This is a genomic window from Acidovorax sp. CCYZU-2555, from assembly GCF_018413525.1.
Lineage (GTDB): Bacteria > Pseudomonadota > Gammaproteobacteria > Burkholderiales > Burkholderiaceae_C > Comamonas.
The window spans coordinates 1-22,966 of sequence record NZ_JAHCDD010000063.1 but is presented as its reverse complement, the minus strand read 5'-3'; the positions used below and the strand labels follow the sequence as shown (position 1 = coordinate 22,966).

General features: G+C 64.2%; 19 protein-coding genes. All 19 read right to left on the bottom strand.

Translation table 11 applies throughout. The features are described from left to right. Nucleotides 1-6 precede the first annotated feature (6 nt). Nucleotides 7-2,274 (bottom strand): TadG family pilus assembly protein, encoded by a 2,268-nt coding sequence (locus KHY18_RS19720; RefSeq protein WP_213303823.1) that lies wholly within the window; start codon nucleotides 2,272-2,274, stop codon nucleotides 7-9. Between the two features lie 27 nt (nucleotides 2,275-2,301). Then, nucleotides 2,302-2,748 (bottom strand): TadE/TadG family type IV pilus assembly protein, encoded by a 447-nt coding sequence (locus KHY18_RS19715; RefSeq protein WP_249729249.1) that lies wholly within the window; start codon nucleotides 2,746-2,748, stop codon nucleotides 2,302-2,304. A 37-nt stretch (nucleotides 2,749-2,785) separates the two neighbouring features. Further along, nucleotides 2,786-3,304, bottom strand: a complete 519-nt coding sequence (locus KHY18_RS19710) for a TadE/TadG family type IV pilus assembly protein (protein ID WP_213303819.1) — start codon at nucleotides 3,302-3,304, stop codon at nucleotides 2,786-2,788. A gap of 26 nt (nucleotides 3,305-3,330) precedes the next feature. Beyond that, entirely contained in the window at nucleotides 3,331-3,735 is a 405-nt protein-coding gene (locus KHY18_RS19705; protein WP_213303817.1) for a DUF3613 domain-containing protein, read from the bottom strand. A gap of 9 nt (nucleotides 3,736-3,744) precedes the next feature. Further along, a complete protein-coding gene (locus KHY18_RS19700) occupies nucleotides 3,745-4,692 on the bottom strand; it encodes a tetratricopeptide repeat protein (protein WP_213303815.1) in 948 nt (315 codons plus the stop codon). Between the two features lie 3 nt (nucleotides 4,693-4,695). Next, a complete protein-coding gene (locus tag KHY18_RS19695; RefSeq protein ID WP_213303813.1) occupies nucleotides 4,696-5,688 on the bottom strand; it encodes a type II secretion system F family protein in 993 nt (330 codons plus the stop codon). 76 nt (nucleotides 5,689-5,764) lie between these two features. After that, nucleotides 5,765-6,736 (bottom strand): type II secretion system F family protein, encoded by a 972-nt coding sequence (locus KHY18_RS19690; protein ID WP_213303811.1) that lies wholly within the window; start codon nucleotides 6,734-6,736, stop codon nucleotides 5,765-5,767. Then, on the bottom strand, nucleotides 6,733-8,052 hold the full coding sequence (locus KHY18_RS19685; RefSeq protein WP_213303808.1) for a TadA family conjugal transfer-associated ATPase: 1,320 nt from the start codon (nucleotides 8,050-8,052) through the stop codon (nucleotides 6,733-6,735). Before KHY18_RS19685 ends, KHY18_RS19690 begins: the two co-directional genes overlap by 4 nt. A 7-nt stretch (nucleotides 8,053-8,059) precedes the next feature. Continuing rightward, nucleotides 8,060-9,532, bottom strand: coding sequence for a CpaE/TadZ family protein (locus KHY18_RS19680; protein WP_213303805.1), 1,473 nt, complete (start codon nucleotides 9,530-9,532; stop codon nucleotides 8,060-8,062). Between the two features lie 4 nt (nucleotides 9,533-9,536). Then, a complete protein-coding gene (locus KHY18_RS19675; RefSeq protein ID WP_213303801.1) occupies nucleotides 9,537-10,931 on the bottom strand; it encodes a type II and III secretion system protein family protein in 1,395 nt (464 codons plus the stop codon). A 62-nt stretch (nucleotides 10,932-10,993) separates the two neighbouring features. After that, nucleotides 10,994-12,016: a Flp pilus assembly protein CpaB gene (gene cpaB / locus KHY18_RS19670; protein WP_213303798.1), complete on the bottom strand. Its 1,023-nt coding sequence runs from the start codon at nucleotides 12,014-12,016 to the stop codon at nucleotides 10,994-10,996. Nucleotides 12,017-12,174: 158 nt separating this feature from the next. Continuing rightward, nucleotides 12,175-12,717 carry an A24 family peptidase gene (locus tag KHY18_RS19665; protein ID WP_213303795.1) on the bottom strand — a complete coding sequence of 181 codons (543 nt, stop codon included), beginning with the start codon at nucleotides 12,715-12,717 and terminating at the stop codon, nucleotides 12,175-12,177. Nucleotides 12,718-12,746: 29 nt separating this feature from the next. Further along, entirely contained in the window at nucleotides 12,747-12,926 is a 180-nt protein-coding gene (locus tag KHY18_RS19660) for a Flp family type IVb pilin (protein WP_213303792.1), read from the bottom strand. 89 nt (nucleotides 12,927-13,015) lie between these two features. Then, nucleotides 13,016-14,659 carry a TolC family protein gene (locus tag KHY18_RS19655; RefSeq protein ID WP_249729248.1) on the bottom strand — a complete coding sequence of 548 codons (1,644 nt, stop codon included), beginning with the start codon at nucleotides 14,657-14,659 and terminating at the stop codon, nucleotides 13,016-13,018. Then, complete coding sequence (locus KHY18_RS19650; protein ID WP_213303786.1) at nucleotides 14,659-16,002, bottom strand: HlyD family type I secretion periplasmic adaptor subunit; 1,344 nt, start codon at nucleotides 16,000-16,002, stop codon at nucleotides 14,659-14,661. The genes KHY18_RS19655 and KHY18_RS19650 overlap by 1 nt, the downstream gene beginning before the upstream one ends. A 2-nt stretch (nucleotides 16,003-16,004) precedes the next feature. Next, nucleotides 16,005-17,837, bottom strand: a complete 1,833-nt coding sequence (locus tag KHY18_RS19645) for an ATP-binding cassette domain-containing protein (RefSeq protein WP_213303783.1) — start codon at nucleotides 17,835-17,837, stop codon at nucleotides 16,005-16,007. A gap of 939 nt (nucleotides 17,838-18,776) precedes the next feature. Then, the gene (locus KHY18_RS19640) at nucleotides 18,777-19,790 is read right to left on the bottom strand and encodes a hypothetical protein (protein WP_213303780.1); all 1,014 of its coding nucleotides are present in this window, start codon (nucleotides 19,788-19,790) and stop codon (nucleotides 18,777-18,779) included. Nucleotides 19,791-19,831: 41 nt separating this feature from the next. Continuing rightward, complete coding sequence (locus KHY18_RS19635) at nucleotides 19,832-20,362, bottom strand: OmpA family protein (protein WP_213303776.1); 531 nt, start codon at nucleotides 20,360-20,362, stop codon at nucleotides 19,832-19,834. Between the two features lie 70 nt (nucleotides 20,363-20,432). Next, nucleotides 20,433-22,820 (bottom strand): hypothetical protein, encoded by a 2,388-nt coding sequence (locus KHY18_RS19630; RefSeq protein ID WP_213303773.1) that lies wholly within the window; start codon nucleotides 22,818-22,820, stop codon nucleotides 20,433-20,435. Nucleotides 22,821-22,966: the final 146 nt, after the last annotated feature.

Sequence of the window (22,966 nt, the reverse complement as noted above, 5' to 3'; positions counted from 1 at the left end):
TTGCGGTCAAAACACCAGTTCTGCGGAGTTGCAGCTGATGTCCAGGGCCTTGACTTCGTTGCGGCCGAGTTCGAGTCCCAGCACGCTCTTCAGCAACGGGGAGAGCAGTGCCTGGCCGACGCCGTTGAGCAGCCCTTTGAGCGGGTTCAGAATGGGTTTGAGCAGAACGCACAGCACGCCGTTGCAGTTCACGCTGCTGGACGCGGTGTTTTTCAGCGAAGCGACCAGGGTGTTGGCATCGGTCAGGTTCACATTGGCGCTTTGCCTGTTGAGCAGGTTGTTCAGGTTCGACTGCACGCAGGCATTCCAGGCCAGCAGCGCTGCCAGCAGGCCGGAACAACTGGAGTAGCCATTGCCCAGGGTGCTGATGCCGACCAGATCGAGCACGCCGTAGGTGGTGCTGGTGTAGGCCTTGAACGCCTGCGAGAACGTGCCGGCAGTCCATTCGCTGGGCGCGCAGATGACCAGCAGACAGCTCTTGGGGATCGCATTGTTGAACGTGAAATTCGAAGTGACCAGCTTTCCCAGATAGCCGTCGGTGCCTTCGGTGCCCCGGCCATTGAGCAGCAGATCGATCACGGGATCGATCTTGTAGAAGCCGGTGACCTTGTCCTTGGTTTCCTCGAGATAGAGTTTGGCCAGTGCGTCGATCTGGGCCTGCTGGGTCTGCGCGGCCGTGCCGTCCGTCGTCATGCCCTGCCAGTTCGTGTTCATGCTGGGCGGGGAAAACAATCCACCCAGCAACTGGAATATGGCATCAGTCAGCGCCTCCAAGGTGTCTCCCAGCAGAAGCGGATTGGTCTGCGTCCATTTGGACTGGTCCTTGGCGATGTCCAGCAGCGTTTCGTCATGGGCCTTGAGAACATTCACGCCGATCGGGCCGCGCACATTCACCGACAGCGGTGTCTTGATCAGCAGATTGCTCGGGTCCATGGAGCCCAGTGCCGGATTGCCGATGGTGATCTTCGCGACGCGCGACGCCACATCGACATTGAGCGACGGCGGATTGCTGCGGCAGTTCACGCCGTTGTCTTCGTTCAGCATGCCATCGGCACTCACACCGTCGATCTTGATGGGCAGGTTGATGCGCACGCCCAGCGTGTCCAGCAAGTTGCCCAGCAGCGGCAGGCCCTTGGAGTCGATGTCGAGATTGAGCCGCACCTGAGCGCTGTTGCCTACGCCGCGGCCGACCACGATGGTCGGAGGCTCGACCACCGTGAGGCCCAACCTGACGGTGTTCAGCAGCGAGGTGTCCTGCACCTGCAGCGCATGGCCGTTGGCGGCAATCATGATGGCCGTGTTGAGTATGGCGCCTATGCCGACCTTGGCATCGAGCGCGGCGGCGTTGGGCGAGGACGGCTTGCCCAGGGAGAGGAAGGTCAGGATGCCTGAGGTTCCCGCGCTGGAATCCCCCAGCAATGGAATCTTGATGTCCAGCAGTTTTTCGCTTCCGATCTTCAGATCCTTGAGGATCACGATGGCCGCATCCACATTGGCCTTGACGATGTTGTCGGAGAGGACTTCCGCCGAAGCGTTGAGAATCTCCAGCAAGGTCAGGTTGTTGAGGTCTGCCAGCTGTGCTGGTGTCAGCACGGCCAGCCCTTCGATCCCCAGGTCCACTCCCAGCGCCTTCAACAGGCCCGACGGTGTGATCTTGGCATTCGCCAGACCGTTGGCATCGAGCACCGTCAGCTTGCCGGCATCGAGGCCTATCAGTGTCAGGACCCGGCCCAGCGGCGCGTCCTTGTTGAGGTTCAACAGCTGCGAGCCGATCTGGAACGAGGTGGCGGCTTCGGTGCGCTGGGCAATGGCTTCGGCGCGCACGCGCCGGTTCCATTGGATGGGAATGAAGGTGGGCGAGGTGCCTTCCAGCATCACCTGGGCGGCCGTGGTGTCCGCTGTATTGGCGAGGAAATGGCGCGGCGCGGCGTATTTCGCCTTGTTCCATTCGCCGCACACCACGCTGCTGGTGGTTGCGCGTTCGATAGGCGAAGGCCAATTGGAATCAACGCTGCTCATTCCGGCGCTGACGCAAGTGGCGTTGTCGTTGGGCGACTTCATGCCTTGCACCGCCTCGATCGCCGCCAGATCCGCAATGCGCTGCAGATCCCGCTTGGCGTAGAACGAATAGCCCAGATCGACAACGCCCAGTATCAGCAACGTGGTCGACAGAAACATCGCGAACTGAAACAGCAGGCTGCCGCGTTGGGCTGCCATGCGTGTGCTGGCGAAACGACGCAGACGCACGGCATGGGGAAAGGCCATCGTTTGCATTGCGGGTTCCTCCTGTTTCATGGTGGGTCACTGCGTCTGGATGACGCTGCGGGCCTTGATGCTCGCGGGCTCGATGAAATTCAGCCCGGCCGCGCCGCCCAGCAACGCCGGGCGTGCATAGGCTACATCGAGCGCCCAGTGATTCGCGTCGAAAGGCACCAGCGCGACCGTGACACGGCTGTCGAGCGTGCTGCCCTGGCCCAGGTGGCTGCGCAAGCTGGCGCGCACGGAATCGGTGACCAGTGCCGCGGCGCTGGCCCGGAATTCCTGTTCCGAGGGCAGGCTGCCATTGGCTTTGGGAACGCGCGGCACATTGAGCAGGCGTGAAACCTGGCGCGCTCCGTCTCCTGTGGCGCGCGTGACCACCTGTTGCGTCTGCAGCACTTCCCAGAAGACGAATACGCCGAGAGAAACCGGCAACATCACGAACAGTGCCAGCAAGGCGAACTCCAGCGCAGCAATGCCCCGCTGCATGTGCCTGGATCGGGAAAGGGGGCGGGCACAGCGCATGTCAGAACCCTTTCTGATCGACGATCATCTGCGCTCGGGCCTGCAAATCGGGCATCGCGACTTCGAGCAGGCCCAGCGTGATCGATGGCGTGAACGAATGCTTTGCGTAAGGCAACGTGAGCTGTACCTGCAGCATGCACGGCGCATTTGTCTCCAGGTCGCATACGAGGTTGGCCGCGCAATTCGCGCTGTTGTTGAGTTCGCAGACCTTGAAGCTGAAGTTGCTGTCGATCGTGCCTCTGAGTTCCGGGGGCAGCCAGTTCAGGTTGTTCTTCACGACCTGCAGTGCGCGCGCCTGGCGCGCTTCGCGGCTGGTCTGGAATTGCAGCGCGGCGCGCGCGCCATCTTCTACGGCCCATTGCATGGATTCGCGCACCAGAAAGCCCAGGCCGAAGCCCAGGATGCCATACAGCAGCATGAAGAACACGAGGAACACCAGCGCCCACTCCAGCGCATAGACACCTCGCTGGCGGCGTGGCGCAGCGGCGGTTCGTCCAGAGGTGCGTGGTGGCTGCAGCATGGCGTGGTGCTCAGGCAAGGACGCGCCTACTTTTTCTTCTCAAGGCCCAGCCCGGAGTTGTAATGCTCCGGAATGGTGGTCTCGAAACTCTTGAGATAGCGCTGGTAGCTGCGGCTGGCCTGATCGCCATCGATGGGACGTGGGCGCACGCCGGGCGATGCGCGCTGCAGGTCCCAAAGTGTCTGCGCGGCGCTGCCGATCTCGATGCGTCTGACGCGCAAGGGCTCGGCGGCCATCTGCACCGGGATTGCATGCGCCGCAACCGCAGGCTGCATCAGGTTGCCGGCCTCGGCCGCCGGGCTGAGCTGCGCCACTTCCACGGCGGCGACATCGCGGTCGGCCTGCGCATGGGCGCCACCGGCGCCGGCCAGGCCCAGCAGCAACGCCACGCTGAAGTGCCGACGCGCAGGGAATGCGAAATGGAAAGTCATGCGGACTCCTTATTGCGATGGGGCGGGCATCTGGCTGCGGTCCGCGGTGAGCGTCGCCGCGTCCGGTGTGCGCGGCGTGAGCCCGAGAACGATGGTTCGCACCGGATCTGGCGCGCGCACTTCGGCGGCCGCAGGTGCGGCGACGCTGCCGGGCGCGGCGACATCGGTGCGGCGCTGCACGGCCTGGGCCACCGTCACCAGTTGGGACTGCAAGGTCTGCAGCGAGGTGTCGTCGATCAATGGCGCGGCGTTTCGGGCGGGTGGCTGGCGCAGGCGTTGCAGCAGCTGGGTGGCCTGATCCTGGGCGCCGCTCGCAAGCCAGTACAGCGCCAGATTCAGCTGCACCCGGGCATTTGTCGGGGCAAGCTGGGCGGCCTGCAAAATGGGAAGCGATGCCGCGGCCAGCTGGCCGTCGAGCATATGGGTATAGGCCAGATCGCTGAGCAGATCGGCGTCTATGGGATTGAGCTGGCGCGCGCGCTCGAGTTGCGCGACGGCCTGGGCATAGCTTTTCTGGCTGGCATGCAGCAGCCCCAGGCCCCGGTGGGCTCGCGCCTGGGTCGTGCTGTCGGACTCACCCAGCAGCGCGCGGTATTCGTTCTCGGCGGCTGATGCCTGGCCGGTATTGCGCAGCGCATCGGCGCGCAACAGGCGCATAGGCACGCTGCTGCCGTACTGGCGCTCGAACGCTTCGGTGTGCGCCAGCGCGGCATACCACTGGTTGGCCTGCTGCATTTGCGTGATCAGGCCCAGATAGGTTTGCTTGGGGTCGACCTGCGTCATCTGCTCGGCTTTTTCCATCTGCTGCTGTGCCTGCTGCGCCAGGCCGGCTTCGGCGGCGGCGCCATAGCCTTGCGCTGGTTTGGCCGCACAGCCCGCGAGCAGCAGCGCCGCGCACGCGAATGCCAGGCCGGCAGTTGCGCGATGCGTTGGCGAAAAGCGTGCCTTGATAGTCATGGCTTATTTCCCTCCCATCGTGGACAGCGAACGGATGACGGCGGTAAAGCCCGGTCCCGCGGTGATGACGATCAGCGCCGGCAGCAGCGTCAACACCATGACGCCGGTCATCTTGACGGTGATGATTCCTATCTTTTCCTTGAAACCTGCCTGGCGCTTTTCGCGCAGCCGCATGCTGAATTCCTTCAAAGGGTCCTGCACCGCACCGCCATGCCGGTCCACTTGCACCAGCAGATTGACGACCGCGCTGAGGTCGTCGTCGGCGCCGATATGGGCCAGGCGCTGCAGCGACTGCTCGCGCGTGCGGCCGCTGGCATACAAACGATTGGCCAGCGCCAGCTCGGAGCCGATCACACGCAGCACGCCGGTGAACTCGGTGGCGAGAATCTGCATGCTCTGGTCTATGCTCAAGCCCACGCCTTGCAGCAGCCGCAGCAGATCGACAAACAGCGGCAGTTCCTCGACCACACACTGGCGGCGTTTGTTGGCCTTGGAGCGCACCAGCCATTTGGGCAGCATCAACCCCAGGCCAAAGCCCAGAAAGCCATAGATCAGCGCATAGTGGCCTTTGGGCTGGAGCAGCATCAACACCAGCATTGGCAAGCAGAGCGCCAGCACCACGCGGCTGATGACATAGACCAGGCCGCCGCGCGCGATCTCCATGCCGGCCAGCTCCATCAACTTGCGGTCCTCGTCCGCGAACAGCGCCTTGGACAGGCTCGACTGCAGCCAGGCCGGCGGCTTGAGGCTGTTGGCTACCGATTGCGCCATGGCCGCTTCGGCTTTTTCGCTGCCGGGCGTCGACGGCGCCGAAGTGCCGGGCATGGGAAACGGGTGCAGCGCCGCCGCGCTGGCTTCGCGCGCGTGCAGCACTTCACAGACCAGTGCTTCCGCGCGCGCCGAGCGGCGCAGCTGCCAGACCATCGCCCCTGCAAGCAGCAGTACGGCCAACGCCGCGAACGCCAGACTCGCAATCCAGAGTTGTTGCGCTGTCATGGCTGCTCCTTGCAACAAGCGCGCAACAGCGGCGCATGCGGATGGACAATGGTTTGCTGGGTCATGGTGCAGGCCCTCAGCGCAGCCTTGCCAGGCGGTACAGAAGAAACGAGCCGAAAACCTGCAGCGCAGCGGCGATGAAAATCATCTTCTGGCCGATGACGTCGTTCCACATGCGCATGAAGTAGCCCTGGTTGAGCAGCATGATCATGGTGCCGACCACGATGGGCAGCAGCGCCAGAATCCAGGCCGACAGCCGCACTTCGGCCGACATCGAATGCAGTTCGCGCTCAGCCGATTGGCGGTCGCGGATGTAGCTCGAGACACGCTCGAGCACCATGTCGGCGCGGCCGCCGTAGCGTGTGGTCATGCGAAACACCGCGGCCAGCAGGCCGAACTCGGGCAGGCCCCAGGTGCGTTCGAGCTGCGCCATGGCCTGGCCCAGATCGGGCGAGACGTTCAACGAGGCCGAGGCATGCTGCAGCGCCGTGCCCAGGGGCTGGGGCACATTGCTGCTCGCGAACTGGAAGGCCGCATGCAGCGAGTTGCCGATCGACAGCAGCCGCACCATGTTGTCGAGGAAACCGGGCAATTGCGTGAGCATTTTTGCGCGCCGCCTACCCAGGCGCAGCCAGATGGCGAACGTGCTCAGCAGCAGGCAAAGACCCAGCACCATCGCCCCGATGAGGGCGCCGCCCTGCAGTCCCGCGATCACCGCGAGTCCGAGCGCGGTCAGCGCCAGCGTGTTGAGCGTGCGCGGTGAAATACCCCAGGCCTTGTAGCCCAGATACTCCTTGATCCGGCGCAAGCCATCGGACTGTGGCAGCTGCTGCGCCTGCGCAGGCAGCGGCAGCGCAAATGCATCGGGCAGGTGCAATGGCTCGCCTGCCTGCAGCTCGCGGCGGATGTCCAGGCCGCGGCGCAGCGTGCTCTGCACGGACTGCTGCGCCTGCTTGCGCCGGGCGCTCGCAAACAGCCACAGCGCCAGCGCCAGCAGCACGCAAGCCAGCGCGCACAGCACCAGGATGGCGGGCACAGCCCCTGTCATCGATCGCCTCCATTGTTCTGCTGTTGCGAGCGCCACCAGCTCAGCAGCTTGGGGGAGTGCGGCGAGATGCCCATCGAGACCCAATGATCGTTCTCTTGACCGTCGGCGCCCATCTGCGGCTCGTAGCGGTACAGCTCCTGCATCGATATGACGTTGTCCGACATGCCCGTCACTTCGGTCAGCGACAGCAGGCGGCGCCGGCCGTTGGACAGGCGGCCAATCTGCACGATGAAGTCGATGGCATTGGCAATCTGCCTGCGCAGGCTGCTTTCGCTGCCCTGAAAGCCGGCGAAGCCCGCGAGCATCTCGGCGCGGTACAGGCATTCGCGCGGAGAACTGGCGTGTATCGTGCCCATGGAACCATCGTGGCCGGTGTTCATCGCCTGCAGCAGGTCCAGCACTTCACCGCTGCGCACTTCGCCGACGATGATGCGGTCCGGGCGCATGCGCAGGCTGTTGACCAGCAGATCGCGAATGCTTACATGGCCCGTGCCGTCGAAGCTGCCGGGCCGGCTTTCGAGCCGCACCACATGACTGTGGTTCAGCGACAGCTCCGCCGTGTCCTCGATGCTGACGATGCGCTCGCGGCCGGGAATGAACGTCGCCAGCGCGTTGAGCAGCGAGGTCTTGCCCGAGCTGGTGCCGCCGCTGATCAGGATGTTGCAACGCGACTGCACCGCCATTTCCAGAATGCGGCTGATATCGGCGTTGAAGGTGCCGAGTTTGACCAGGTCCTTGGGCGTCAGCGGGTCCTTGCGGAACTTGCGTATCGACACCGACGGCCCGTCAATGGACAGCGGTGCGATGATGACGTTGATGCGCCCGCCATCGGGCAGCCGCGCATCGACCATGGGGCTGGATTCGTCGAGGCGCCGGCCCAGCGGTGCAAGAATCCGGCGCACGATGCGCAGCACATGGTCGTCGTCCTTGAACTGCGAGGTTTCGCGCTTGAGAATGCCGCCGCGCGAGACGTAGATGTCCTTGTGGCCGTTGATCAGCACGTCCTCGACGTTGGGATCATCGAGCAGGGTCTGCAGCGGCCCCAGCCCCGTGAGTTCGCGTGTCAACGCGCTCGCGACCAGGTGGGCTTCCTGCTCGTTGACGGGCACGGCGTGCAGCCGGATGAAACTGTCGAGTTCCAGCGACACGAACTGGGAAATCGCGGCCGGCGACCAGCGGCCGAACTCCGCGCCCAGTTCCTCGATGCGGCTCAGCAGGTGGTCGTAGGCATTGTTCTTGAGGTCGGCAAGCAGGCCGCTGTGCTCGAACTCGGACGGGCTGGCAGACGCATGCGGGGAGTAAGCCGTGTTCATCATGGTGCGTTCAGTGATGGCTGATGCGGTGCAGCAGCCGGTTGAGCGGATTCGCGGATGCAGTCGGTGGCGCCATCTCCGGGTGGTGGTCGGCCAGCAGCCGGTCCACCAGCTTCTCGACGGCCTGCACATAGGGTTCGCGCTTTTGCTGGGGCGTGAACAGTTTTCCCTGATTGACGACCTGGGCCAGTTCGCGGCGGCGTTCGGGCAGATGGGCCAGCAGCGGCAGCTGCAACTGGCGCGCGATCTGTTCGGCGCTCAGCTCCAGCCCTGTGTCGTGCCGGCTGATGATCAGTTGGCGGCGATTGCGCGGAATCTGCAGCACATCGAGCTGCTGCAGCAATTCAGCGGTCCAGACCACGCTGGCCACGCTCTGGTCGCAGACCACCCAGACTTCGCTGGCCGTGGGCAGCACGTCCTTGAGCATCTGCGGTGACTCGGTCGCCCCCATGTCGAGCACGATATGGCGGAAGTAGTGGCCCAGGCGGTTGAGCAGCGCCTGGACTTCCTGCGATGGTGACGCATGCGCCTGGCGCGAGAGCGTCAGCAGGCGCAAGCCGCTGCCGTGGCGCGCCAGCGCGCTTTGCGCCATGCGCCGGTCCAGGCGGCGCTGCTGGTTGACGGCGTCCGTGAAGCCGAATTCGCCAGGCGTGTTGAGATAGATCGCGCAGTCGCCGCCCGGGGTGCCGAGTTCGATCAGCAGGCTCGACAGCGATTCCTTGGCCGTACTGTCTGCAGGCGTGGCTGCTTTTTCTTGCGTGGCGGGCGCCGCGGAAGACGGCGGACCGCCAAGGCGCATCTGCAGATGCCAGCTGAGGTGGGCGGCGAGCAGGCTGCAGCCCAGGCCCGCGCGCGCGGAAAGAATCGCGGTCTGCGGTGCGCGCGACACATGCAGTCCTGTCGAGGGCGGGTTGCTGAGCAGCTTGCGCACGACCAGCTGCGCGGTCTCGATCGAGCCGTCGATATCGAGAAAATCCTGCACGCCCGTGCGCAGCGCGGCCAGCATGCATTGGGCGTGGCGCGCGCGGCCTATCGCCAGCCGGGGAATCTGCGGGTAATGCGTCTGCAGTTGCGCCGAAAGCGTGACCGCGGCATCGATGCAGCAGGGATCGAACTGGATCAGAACGGCATACGGCTGGTGGTCCAGCACCAGGTCGGTGACCCCTTCCTGAAAGCGTGCCAGATGCAGGGCCGGGCCTCTCATCACATGCTGCATCCAGGTCTGTATCAGCGCGCCTTCCGAGAATTCGGCATGCACCAGCAGCAGTGGCACCTTGTCGGTCTGCGCTGTGGCCGTTGCGTCCAGCGGCGGGGCCGCCAAGGTTCTGCTGGGAGGCGTTGGCAGCGGCTCGTGCCGCACGGGGGCCGCTGCGGGCTCTGCCGGTGCTTCGTCCCCAGGCGCATGCGCGGCCAGAAGATCGGCCAGCGACGGCACCGCGGATTTGTCGCCTGGAGGCAGGGGGCCAAATGGTTCTTTGCTCATGGCATCAATATGAGAAACCCGGCACGGCCGAGTTGACATAGGGCGCGCCCACCAGATACGGCGTCCAGACCTGCGCCGCATTGCGATTTTCCGAGCGCGCGCCGGGCAGCAAGGCCTCGAGATTCGTGTTGGGCGGCAGCGGCTGCACGAGACGCGGCGTCACGATGATCACCAGCTCGGTCTCTTCCTGCGAGTAGTTGAGGTTCTTGAAGAAGGTGCCAAGTATGGGCAGATCGCCCAGCAGCGGCACCTTGTTGATGTTGGAGATCGTTGCGCGGCTGACCAGTCCGCCGATGACAAAGCTCTCGCCATCTCCCAGCTCGACCATGGTGTCGGCGCGGCGCGTGCGCACGGCCGGCACCGAGACGCCGCTGATGCTCAGACCCTGGGAGTAGTCGAGGTCACTGGCTTCGGGCGCGACTTTGAGCGCGATGCGCTCATCGGACAGAATCGTCGGCGTGAGCTGCAGCTTGACGCCGAATTCCTTGTATTCGATCGCGATATTGCCGTCGCGCGCCGGCACAGGAATGGGAATTTCGCCGCCGGCAAGAAAACTCGCGCTTTGACCCGAGTGCGCGACCAGCGTCGGCTTGGCAAGCACCCGTGCCAGGCCATTGCCTTCAAGAAAGCCCAACTGGGCGGTGATGCCCTGGCCGCTGAACGCCTTGCCAAAGCCCAGCACCAGGTTCATCGCAGCGGCCAGCGCATTCGAGCCGCTGCCGTCGGTGTCCGACGAAGTGCCGCTGTCACTGCCCTTGACCGTCGCGGTTCCGGGAGTGAAGACACCAAACTGGAAGCCATGGTTGTTGCGGCCGCTGGTCAGGTTCATGCCCGCGCGGCGCAGCGCCGACTTCTTGAATTCCACTACCTGTACATCGACTTGCACGGTATTGCTGGCGACTTTGACCTCGGAGCTGTCCACCAGCACGGCGTCCTTGGGTGCGTTGGAGCGCAGTTCTGCCAGCGCCTGCGCATGTTGCTGCAGCGACCCCAGGCGGCGATCGAGCAGCAGGCGCTGCGTGCCCACACGCACCTGCCTGGTATGGGGTGCGCCGTTGACGGGCCAGACCACCAGCGTGGTGGTTCCCGCTGCCTTGGGCGTGAGCAGCAATTGCGCGGCCCTTGGACCCGTGGCACGTGCCGCGCCCAGATCGCGCAGCACTTTCACATCCAGCACAGTGGGGTCTCCCACCGCGATGCGCTCGACGGCGGCATTTTCCTGCAGCAGATGCTGCTGGCCTACCGTGAGATCCAGCGCCGGGCCGGCATCGCCCAGGCTGGCGCGTGCAGCGGTGGGCAAGGGTGTCGACTGTGCAATGCCGTTCAACGGGGTTGCGCACAAGACCAGGCTGCCGAGGAGGCTGAAGACAGTCGATTGCGAAATGGTTGTTGTTTTCATGGTCTCTCACCCTGTGTGCTTGAGAAAGGCCTGTGGCGGTCGCCCGTAGGCGATGAGGGGTCTCAATAGCTCACGGTCTGTACGGCGCTCCCCTGGTGAAGTTCCACGGTCTGCTGGCGTGGCGGCGGGGTGGGTGCGGGGCGCACCGCGGCCGCTGTTTGCACGGTGGCCGGTGGGCGGCGCATGTTCTTGGCATCGGCTCCCGTTGCGAGATCCTTGAAGCGCAGGCCTGCATACGAGCGATCGACGGGCTGCAGCGATTCGCCTTTGGGCAGTCGGCCGGCCACAGGTTGCAGCACCGTAGGCAGGGCGGCAAACAGCGAGGCGTCGGGAACGCTGCTGTCGTCGGGGTGGCGCAGGGCCAAGGTCAACTGGCCGTATTTTTCGGCCAGCGTGAGCCGTTGCACATCGTCAAGCGGCACGGCCAGCACGGCGGTGTTGGCGTTGTCGCTGCGCGCGTTCTGGTTGTCGCGCGTGCCGCGCCGCACGCCAGCGCCGCTGTCCGGATCTTGCGCCTTGAGCGGGTCCGCGCTGGGCGGCGGGTTTTCCACGCTGGCCGCGCCGTAGGCCAGCACGCGGCTGCGGGCCAGCAACAAGCGGGTCTGGGTATCCACCGACGCTTGATCGGTCTTGCCGTCCAGCGTGAAGAACACGTCAACGAAATCGCCTGGGCGCACATGGTGGCCGGCTGCCATGGGCTCCTTGACTGCGATCGAGACCGCGCGTTGGCCGTTTTCGAGCTGCAGCGCCAGCCCCTGGATCAGGTGCTGTTCGAACAGGGGGGCCTCGGCCGACATTGCCATGACGGTGGTACGGCCCAGCACCGCATCGATGCGGCTGAAACTGCTGGCGACAGCGGCGGGCAGTTGAACGATCTTGACGTCTTCGGCCAGCAGGCGCTGGCCCGCGGCAATCGCCTTGGCTGCAACCACCACGGCGTGCTGCTCCACTTTTTCCCTGGGCGTTGAATCCGTCGCCACCGGCGCGAGCGCACGTTCGTTGGGGCGGCTGAGCATCCACGCCCCGATGGCCAGGCCAATGGCCAGAACGAGCAACAACCCGGCAAGAATCTTGGTGAGGTTCATCGCGTGCGTGCCCTTTATCGTTATGGTGAAAAAGCTGGGAAAACCAAGCGTTGTCGCAGCGCAGAAATTTGGCTTTCGGGGCGTGGCGGCGTCAGGCCTTGGCCGGTCTCGAAAGCGAAATGCCCGTGTGCGTGATGGCTGTGCATGTCATCGCCCCTTTAATTCGGCAGCGCAGGCTCGAAAGCCAGCACCAGCCAGATGGCCGCCAGCGCCATATAGCCCGCGTAGGGAATGCTGCGCTCGATCGGGCGCGGCGCGCTGCTGGACGCAGCGTGGTGGTCCGGCGCAAACAGCACCGTCGTGGCGCGCAAGGGCAAATGGGCTTGCAGCCAGCTGCCCACAGGAGTCATCTGCAGCCTGCGCCGCGCGAGCACCAGCAGTCCATGGATTCCGGCCAGCAGACTTCCCCCGATCCAGATGATCAACAGGTAAGAGGACAAGCCAAACCAAAGACCGATGACGGCAGCGAACTTGACATCCCCGGCGCCCATCCAGCGCAGCGCATAGAACGGCAGCAGCGCGACAAATGCCACCAGCATGCCGAGCAGCGCCTTCCAGGCCGTGACCTGGAAGGGCTGTATATCGGTTGCAAGTGCCATCAGGCCCATACCCAGACCCAGCAACACCATCCAGTTACGAACCTTGCAGGTGCGCAAGTCCATGACCGCAATGGCGATGAGCCAGAGCAGCCATGTGGACATAAGGAAGGCGGGGGTTGGCATGTGCTTGCTTATGGTGTGCCAGCTGTTGTAAGGGCTGTCGAGATCTTGGTAAAGATCACTTGGAGCTGTCCTCCGAGGGTTCCAAGAATCGTCACGATCGCCACAGCCACCAGCCCCGCAATCAGCCCGTACTCAATGGCGGTAGCACCTTCTTCGTCATTCCAGAAGCGTTGGATGAGATTGGTCATCTTGATTCCATTCAAAAACAGGCCCATGGATTGAAAGCGGGTGGCGGGCGATGGGCTAGCGCTCGCTGCCGCTGCGGAAAACTAGGAGGTCACCATCGCAGAGCGTGGCTGACGGGAGCGTGTTCGGGCAGGGCGCGCAGACTCGCGTCCAGACGGGTGTCCAGGCGCAGCTGCAGGCGCTGGCTCAGCAAAATCGGGGCGGTGGCTTCGCCGGCGTAGGCGGGCGATGGGGCTGGCGGCGTGGGCGGCACGGTGCTGGGAATGCGGCTGACCGTGGGCTGGTCGAACAGCCGGTCCAGCCAATGTTCGGGCAGTTCCCGGGGCAGCAGCTGCCCGGTGGTGCGCACCAGCCGCAGGCCGTTGATGCGCTGGTCGTAAAGCGCATCGGCTTCGTCGAGCATCAGGCGCTGCATGTCGAGCTGGGCATCGAGCACCTGGGCCAGACTGCCGCGGCCGACTTCGAGCAGCCGGCGGTAGCCTTCGAACGCCGTGCGCGCTTCGCGCACCGCCTCGGTCAACTGGGCTTCGCGTTCGCGGCCGGCCTGCCAGCGGCCCCAGGCGGCCGAGGCGGCTTCCTGCACCTGGCGGCGCACGGCTTCCTGCTGCGCTTCCTGGGCCTGCAATTCGTTGATGGCCTTGAGAATGCGGTCGCGCAGCTCGAAGCCATTGCCGAAATTCCAGTTCAGCTCCAGGCCGTAGCGCGTGCCTTCGTTGTAGATCACGCCCTTGGGGTCCTTCGTCTGGGCGACGACGCCGGCCAGCGTGGGAAAGCGCTGGGCCTTGCTGCGCTCGACTTCCGCCGTGGCCTTTTCGATCAGATGGCGCGATTCGCGCAGCTCGGAGCTGTGTGTTTCCGATGCCCGCAGCGCGGCCTGCTCGCTCGCCGGCATCCAGTACTCGGGCACTTCGAGTTCGGGCAGCGACTTGCCCGTGGGCGAGTAGTTGAAATAGCGCGTGAAGCGGGCGATGGCGTCCATGCGCTGCGACTGCAGTTCATGCTGCTGGGCCAGCGCGCTGGCGCGGCGCGAAGCGGCCCGGCGCAGATCGTTGCGGCCCACGGCGCCGAGTTCGGCGCGGCGCTGCTCCACATGCGCGAGCTGGCCTATGGTCTCGGCCGATTCGCCCGCGACCTGGGCCTTGCGATCGAAACGGTGCAATTCGAGCAGCGCGGTCAGGGCTTCGAGCAAGACGTTCTGGCGTGCGCTGTAAAGCACGCTGTCCTGCGCGGCTTCCATTCCCTCTGCGGAGCGTATGCCCGCGCCGATCGCACCGCCGTCGAGCAGGTTCACGCGCACTTCGGCGTTGATGGCGGTGTACGACTCGCGGCGCTGGCCTTGGCCTATCGACGCATTGCCCGACGAGGTGCCGACCTTGAAACTGGGCCAGCGCGCGTTCTTCGCCGAATTCAGGTCATGCCCCGCGGATTCGAGCGCGGCGCGCGCCTTGAGCACGTCGGGATGGGCGTCGAGCATCTCGTAGACGGCTTGCAGCAACTGCTTTTGCGACTGATTGACGGCCAGAGAGCCGGGCGTGAGCTGCTGCGCGAGCTGCAGCGGCGGGGCGCTCGACAGCGTGCCCGAGGCGGGCGCAGGCAGGCTGTGCGCGGCCACCAGCACGGAAGCGGCGAGGCTGTCGGTGGTTCCCTGCGCGGCCGCGGGCGCCGACAGGGCCAGCATCCAGGCGAGCAGTCCCAGCGCAGAGGATCCGTGAGCGATGCGGGTGGTCGTCATCATCATGGCTCCCGGAACGCTTCGCTCTGGATATGCAGCACGGGGCGCAGCAGATACCAGATGAATGGCTCATGGCCGACCAGCAGGTCCAGTTCGGCCTGCATGCCGGTGGTGATGCGATTGTCGACACGGCCGACCCAGGGCTGCTGCAAGCTGGCCTGGATGCGGAAGTACGAAGGCGAATCCGGCCGGTTCGGGTCCCTGTCGGCGTCGGCCGACACCAGCCGCACTTCGCCTTGGACGAAGCCGTAACGCAGATAGTCGTAGGCGGTGATCTTGGCCTTGGTCGCTTGCCCCACATGGACATAGCCGCGGTCGGACGGATTGAGGCGCGCTTCGACCACGACTTCGTCCTTGTCCGGAACGATTTCGAGAATCGGCTCCCCGGGCTTGACCACCCAGCCCGCGCCGGAACTGCGCAGGCCCTTGACGATGCCGTCGGTAGGCGCGAGCACCACGGTGCGCGTGCGCTGATTCTGGGCGCGCGACAGGTCTTCCGAAAGGCTCAGCAACTCGCGTTCGGTCTGTGCCAACTCGTCGGACGCGCGCCGGCGAAACGCGCCCTGCGTTTCCATCAGCTTGGCCTCGGCCTGTTCGATCTTGGCGCGGTTGCTCACCAGGTTCTGCCGGGCAGCGGCGAGATCGGCGCGGACTTGTTCCAGCGCGCGCTGCTTGTCGATGACTTCGAGCTGGCCAATGAGCTGCTCGGCCGCGAGCTGGTTGGCGATCGCGGCTTCCTGCTCATACAGGCGCAGGCTGTTTTCCAGTCCTTGAATGCGCGCCTGAACCTGTGCCACGTCGCCGCGCGACTGGGCGAGCAGGGCTTGCGAGGAGGCCAGGCCGCCGCGGAATTCCAGCGCGCGCGCGCTGAATGCCCCAAGTTCGGAGCGCACGATGCGCGCATCGACTTCGGCCGGAAATTGCTTGGCATCCAGCGTGAGGCCCTGGCTTTCGGCGGTCAGGCGCGTCCTGACGGCCAGGGCGGTGGCGCTGCGCGCGGTGAGCTGTTCGAGGTTCAGGCTGGTGCCGCCCAGATCGATCTCCAGAATCGGATCGCCCTTGCGGATGATCTGGCCTTCCTTCACATGCACCAGCGTGACGATGCCGCCTTCGAGATGCTGTACGGACTGCACCCGGTCCGAGGGAATGACCTGGCCGCTGGCCACGACCACGTTTTCGACCGGATAGAACAGGCCGATCAGTACCAGCACGGCAATCGCCGCGATCAGCAGCCGTTGCCGGCTCACCAGGGAAATCTTGCGCGTCGACGGCTGTGCCGCGGCTTCGGCGTCGGGCGTATGCAGCGCATTGCGCAGCACTTCGGGGAGTTCGTGCGGGGCGTTCATGGTCACACCGCCACTTGTGAAGTTTGCGGCGCTGCCGCGCCCGTGGCAGGCACATCGCCCGCGGCGCTGGCGCTGGTGGAGCGCGCCACGCCAAACAGTTCGGGCAGCATTTTGTCCGGCGTGCCATGGTCGACCTGACCATCGCCGCGCACGTGGTAGACATGCTGGGCGAGCGACGCCATGCGCAGTGAATGCGTCACGACGATGATGGTGTGCTTGACCGCAATCTGCCGCAGCGTCTGCAGCAGCTCGGTTTCGCTTTCGAAGTCGAGATCGTTGCTGGGTTCGTCCAGGATCAGCACCGAGGGATTGCGCAGGAACAGTTGAGCCAGGCCCAGCTTGCGCAACTCGCCCGCCGACAGGCCCGCGCCGCCTTCGCCCAGCTCGGTCTGGTAGCCGTTGGGCAGTCGGCTGATGAAGTTGTGCGCGCCCGAAAGCCGGCAGGCCACAAAGATCCGGTTGCTGTCGGCATCGGGGTTGACCATGCGCAGCGTGTCGATGATGGGCCCGCTGAACCAGTAAGACTGCTGGGGCAGGCAGCCGACCCAGCGGCCCAGGTCATTGCGCGAGAACTGCGCCATGTCGTATTCGTCGATGAACAGGCTGCCTTGCGTGGGCTGGTACAGGCCTGCGAGCAGCTTGGCCAGGGTGGATTTGCCGGCGCCGTTGCGGCCCACGATCACATGGATGCCTCCAGGTCCCATCTGCAGCGAGACCTGCTCGAGCGCCACGTGGCCCGACGGGTAATGGAAGCTCACGTTGTCGAGCCGGAAGGCACCGCGCGGGCGTGGGGGTTCAATGGTCTGGGCCGCGGGCTCGAGCGGCTCGCGCAGCACGTCCTGTAGCCGTGCGGCGGATTCATTGGCGCGGGCCAGCGAGCGCCAATTGCTCGCGAGCTGGGCGATGGGCCCCAGCGCCTTGCCGGAAAGCAGGTTGACGGCCATCAGGCTGCCTATGCTCATCCATTGGGCATTGATGGCAATTGCGCCCATGGTGATCACCGCGACGGAGAAGAACGTCAGCAGCACATGGCCGGTTTCGCGCGCATTTTCGATTTCGCCGTTCTTGCGAAAGCTCTCGCCCAGCCAGCGGTCGTAACCGGATTGCCAGGACTGCTTGGCGGCATCGTCGTAGCCCAGCACCTTGAGTGTCGAGCGCGCATTGCAGATTTCGGCCGTGCCGCGATCGAGCAAGCGCGCCTGCTCGATTTCCTCGACGCGGGAATTGCGCACTTCATCGGCCCACCACCAGGCAAGCACTCCCAGGATCAGCATGGCCACCAGGATTACCGGCAGCACGGGCCAGGCGATGATGCCGATCACGACCAGGGCAAGCAGGGCCATAGGCAGATCGAGCACCGAGGCCGCCAGGCCGCCCGATACGCAGGAGCGCATGGTGCCGATATCGCGAAACAGCTGCAGCCACTGGCTGGCCGATCGCCGCTCGAGCGTCAGCAGCGGGTGGCGCAGCATGCAGTTCATCAATGACTGGGAGACTTCGCGGTCTATGGTCGCGCCCGCTTCGCGCAGTGCCAGGGCGCGCCTGCGGCGCAGCCACAACTCCAGGCAGAGGAAGCACAGGACACCGGCAACCATCGCGGTGAGCGTCGCGATGCCGCCACGCGAGATCACCCGGTTATAGACCTGCAAGATGAAAATCGAGGGCAGTAAGCCCAGCAGGCTTATAGGCAGCGACAACCATGCCGCCCGGCGCAGATGCCGGGACGCTCTGTCAAATGAATCCCTTATGGCCGAGCTATACCCTGAGGTCTTGTCTGCCTGCTCATCCTTGTCGATGGCAGTCAGCAGCTGGCGGGGTAGCAAGTATTGAAGCATGGGCGGCTGGCGGTCTCTATCGGTTAATGGCGCTGGCCTCTATTTGGCTGGGTTTAAAGCCATATCTCTATGGTTATCTAATGTTGATAGCTTTCGTTGCTAGGTCAAATGGGTGGGGCTGGTTACAACGATGATGCTTTGATGTTAATCATGTTTGTATTAGTTTAAATCAGTAATCAGTTGTTTTTTCAACCTGTTTTCTGAATGGGTTTTACTTTACCAAACTCTCGTTGGGATAAATAGTTTTTTTAAATCATGGGATTTTTTTGAAAAAGATATGCAATGCAGCATTGGCGTTTGGCCTACACGGCTTGCATTTTTTGCTTGCTTTGCAGTCTTCCCTGTTTTGCTGAAAAAGGAGGTTGCATATGCAAAAAATACAGATATCAGATACTTTTTTGTAGCTAATTTTTTCGTTATTGATCGATTGGATTCGTTTTTGATTGAATCAGGTCGTGCCTTTACCCGAGGCTTTCGTCCAGTTAATCGTCGGAATGGGGCGGGGCTGAGAGAAAAAATCAGGAATCTACCGCGGCCCATTGCCACAATCTGGTCGGAAGAGGAGGGTGATGCAATGGTGACCGGGCGATAGGCAAGTTTGTGATTAGCCCTGAAATGTAGGTAACGATTTTCTTTGTTGAGACTCACCATTTATGATTAATGGAAAACCCTTGGAATACCAACATATGGTGTGAATGGTGGGCGCTGCTCACCATATCGGTGCACTTCGATGCGCATATATGAACCATTGGGCTCAATGCCCCATCTGCTGGTTATCCCTGCTTGGGATAGATACATTTACAAGATGTGCTCTTTAGAGCGGCTAACACGATCCAGCAAATCGAAGATTTGCGGTTGCTACTAGGCGCGGTGCCGCAGGCAGTGCGAGTAGCACGACAAGGCGCCGCAACGACGTAGCAAGGGTTGTGTTAGCCGCTCTTAAAGCCCGCTGCCGGTGGGCGGCACATTGTTGATTGTCTTCAAATGCTGTGCCAGTCGTTCCATATGCCGGATCAGATTGTTGAACGCTCCATCCGTGTCGCGATTGGCGATATAGCGCGTGAAAATCAGCAGACACATGGTTTGTTCGATGTAGGCGGCATCGGCGCGCACGCGCAGGTCATCGATGTTCTTCTCCACACAGGCAAATGCGCGTTCTATCGCCTGGATCACGTCGCTCTGCGCCAACGATGTTTCCGCGATATGGTGCTGCGCAAGCATCAGTGCATAGGTCACGCACAATCGATCGCAACCGAAGCCGTGCGATCCGTCGTGCTGTTGCTGCTCACACCAGGGGGGCGTGGTCTCGGGCGCAGGCATTCTGGGTCGCGGCGGACGCAGCGGCATGCTTTGAACGGGTCGACCGTGCGGCAGGTGCGTGTGCACCCCATCCTCACCGATGTGCAGGGCTTGGAGCCGCAGCAGCAGATTCACATCGGCGAGCAGCGGGAACATGGGCGTGGCAACCGACGGCTTCGAATGCATGTCGATATTGCCCTGGCTCGCAGGAGGCAGTTCCAGGGACGGTATCAACTCGGCATGTTCGAGATTGTCGTCCGCCAATGCCCACGCCGAGGCTGGGCCCCACTGACCCAACGTAGGGATACGGCTGCCTATCACCACGATCTCGCTCGGCCAGTCGATGCGAAATTCGACCACGCTGAGCTTGCGCGCCCAGGCCCACTGGCGCACCCGTGTCGAGCCCTCGCGCCATGCTGCTTCCAGAGTGCTACGGCGCACAAAGAAAACGCCGGCCTGCTCGCCTTGAGCGGCCACCGTGAAAAACAGCACGCAACATGAATAGGGTTCTGGCAGCAGCGTGATGTGCTGTTTCAGATGCTGCAAGCTTGCGCTCAGCTGGGTGGAGAGCGTGATCCGGGTGTCCCCGGGTCGCGTCGCGCTCTGCATGGGCAGAGCTTGCGCGGCAGTGATGAGGGGGCGTTTGTGGATCAAGGCTTTCCTAGCACGCAAGCGTTCAAGGTGGCTTGATCAACTTACCGATACTCGAATTCCACGCGGCGATTGCGCTGGTGCGCCGCATCGCTGCTGCCCGGGTCGGCGAGCTGTTCCTTGCCATAGCTCACGGCTTCGACCCGGTTTTGCTCCACGCCCAGCAATTGCAGGCCGGAGCGCACGGCCTCGGCACGCTTGTGTCCGAGCGCGAGGTTGTATTCGATGCCGCCACGCGAATCGGTGTGCCCTTGAAGCACCAGCGACTGCTGCGGATTGCTGCGCAGCCAGCGCGCATGGCTTTCCAGAATCGGTCTATCGGTCGGCCGGACCGTGTACGAATCGAAATCGAAATAGACAATGTGAGCCACATTGTCCGGGCCCTTTTTACCTTGCACGGGCTGGGCCGTGACAGGCGCGACACGCGAGTTGTCCACGACCACTGCGGGTGCAGGCGGCTTGCGAAACGCATAGGTGCCTTCTACGCGCTGCGACGTGGTAACGGGAGTGCTGCTGCAAGCCGCGAGGGTCAAGGCCAGCAGCAACGAGGGGTAGAGCGGGGAGTTCTTGGGCATATGAGTCCTTGCATGCCCATGCCGCTGGGTCCCCCAAGGGGCAGCGACATGGGCGTTGGCGTGGCGCGGGTCAGGCGAGCAGGTTGTGATGCAGCGACTGCGGCAGGATGGACGTGAGGCCGCCAGCAGCGTCGGCCTGGCTGCTGATCGCCGTGGCAATGGATTGGTCAGCCGATTCAGTGCTGGCGAGTGCCTGCGCAGCGCTATTGCCGAGCAAACCGCCCAGCAAGCCACCGCCGCCGAGCAAACCGCCAACCGCGCCGTTCGGGCCCAGCAAGCCGCCGACCAGACCCTGGCTGCCCGTCAGTCCGGACAGCAGACCGCTGTCGCCGATCACACCGGAGAGCAGACCACTGTCGCCGCCCAGCAGGCCGCCAACCAGGCCTTGCTCACCGACCACGCCGGAGAGCAGGCCACCGTCACCGCCGAGCAGTCCGCCGACCAGTCCTTCTTCGCCGATCACGCCGGAGAGCAGGCCACCGTCGCCGCCCAGCAGGCCGCCGACCAGACCTTCTTCACCGATGATGACCCCGGAGAGCAGACCACCGTCGCCGCCCAGCAGGCCGCCGACCAGTCCTTCTTCGCCGATCACGCCGGAGAGCAGACCACCGTCGCCGCCCAGCAGTCCGCCGACCAGGCCTTCTTCGCCGATTACACCGGAGAGCAGACCGCCGTCGCCGCCCAGCAGGCCGCCGACCAGTCCCTCTTCGCCGACCACACCGGAGAGCAGGCCGCCATCGCCGCCCAGCAGTCCGCCGAGCAGTCCCTCTTCGCCGACCACACCAGAGAGCAGGCCGCCATCGCCGCCCAGCAGTCCGCCGACCAGACCTTCTTCGCCGACCACGCCGGAGAGCAGGCCGCCATCGCCGCCCAGCAGTCCGCCGAGCAGGCCGTTGTCGCCCAGCACGCCGGCCACAATGCTGCCCAGGCCTTCTGTCGCGCCGTTCTCGGAAATGCCCGCAATCAGGTCTTGCAGCACACCGAGCACAGGCTCCAGCCCCTCACCAGGAACTTGTGTCAGTCCGTCCACCAATTCAGTGAGCACGCTGAGCGGGCCGCCGGCGGTGTTGGTCAGGTCTTCCAGTGCGCCCGTCACCACCGACAGCGTTCCGTCGGTCGGAGAGAGCAGTGCGTCGAGCAGGTTGGACACCGGCTCGGCCACCGAGCCGCCGAGCAGGTTGTCGACCACGTCCTGCGCCGAGGTCACGACGCCGCTGCCGCCACCTGTTCCGCCGCCTATGCCACCTGACAGGCTTCCCAGCAGGTCGCCCACGCCGGCCAGCAGGCCGCCGTCGGCGAGCAATCCGCCCAGCGCGCCGTTTTCACCCAGCAGTCCTTCAACGACGCCGCTCAGCGCGCCTTCGCCGTTGCCTGCACCGGCGAGTCCGCCCACCAGGCCGTTGAGCGTGTCGACCAGAGGCGCAAGCCCTTCGCCGGGCAGCGTCGTGAGTCCGGCGACCAGTTCCGTGAGCACGCCCAGCGGGCCGCCTTCGGTGTTGGTCAGGCTTTCCAGCGCGTTGGTCACTGCAGACAGCGTTCCGTCGGTGGGGTGGGTCAGCGCATTGATCAGGTCCGCGACGGGTTCGGCCACTGTGCCGCCCAGCAGGTTGTCGACCACTTGCTGCGCCGAGGTCACGAGACCGCTGCCTTGACCGGATCCACCGCCGGTGCCGCCCGACAGGCTGCCCAGCAGATCGCCCACGCCGGCCAGCAGGCCACCTTCGGCCAGCAGTCCGCCCAGCGCGCCCTCGTCGCCGAGAACGCCTTCGACCACATCCTGCAGCGTACCTGCGCCGCCTTCGGCTTCGGCCAGTCCGGCGATCAGGCCGTTGAGCGTGTCGACCAGAGGCTCCAGGCCTTCGCCTGGCAGCGTGGTCAGTCCATCGACCAGTTCCGTGAGCACGCCCAGCGGGCCGCCGTCGGTGCTGGTCAGGCTTTCAAGTGCGTTGGTCACTGCGGACAGCGTGCCGTCGGTGGGGTTGATCAGTGCGTTGATCAGGTCTGCGACTGGCGCCGCCACCGTACCGCCAGCGAGGTTGTCGACGACCTCTTGCGTCGATGCGACCAGCCCGCTGCCGCCACCGCCGTTGCTGCCGCCGGTGAGCAATCCGCCGAGCAAGCCGCCCAGTCCACCAGCACCCAGCAGGCTGCCAACTACTTGGTTCACAACGTCCTGCAGCCCACCGCCGCCCGAGTCGTTTGCCGCCCCGGCCACAAGGCCATTGAGCGTGTCGATCAGCGGGGCCAGGCCTTCGTTGTCAGTGTTGACCAGACCAGCGACCAGGTCGGTCAGTGCACCCAGACCCCCATCGGTTTTCGTGAGGTCTTCCAGCAGGCCGGTGATCGTGCTCAAGGTGCTGCTGTCTGGATCCACCAGTGCATTGACCAGATCGATGACTGGCGCTGCGACGGTGCCTTGCAACACCGTGTTGACGACAGTCTGGACCTCCGTGATCAATCCGGTGCTATCCGTTGGATCAGTGGGATCGGTCGGATTCGTAGGATTTGTCGGGTCCGTTGGATCCGTAGGGTTGGTCGGATTCGTAGGATTGGTCGGGTCCGTTGGATCCGTAGGGTTGGTCGGATTCGTAGGATTGGTCGGGT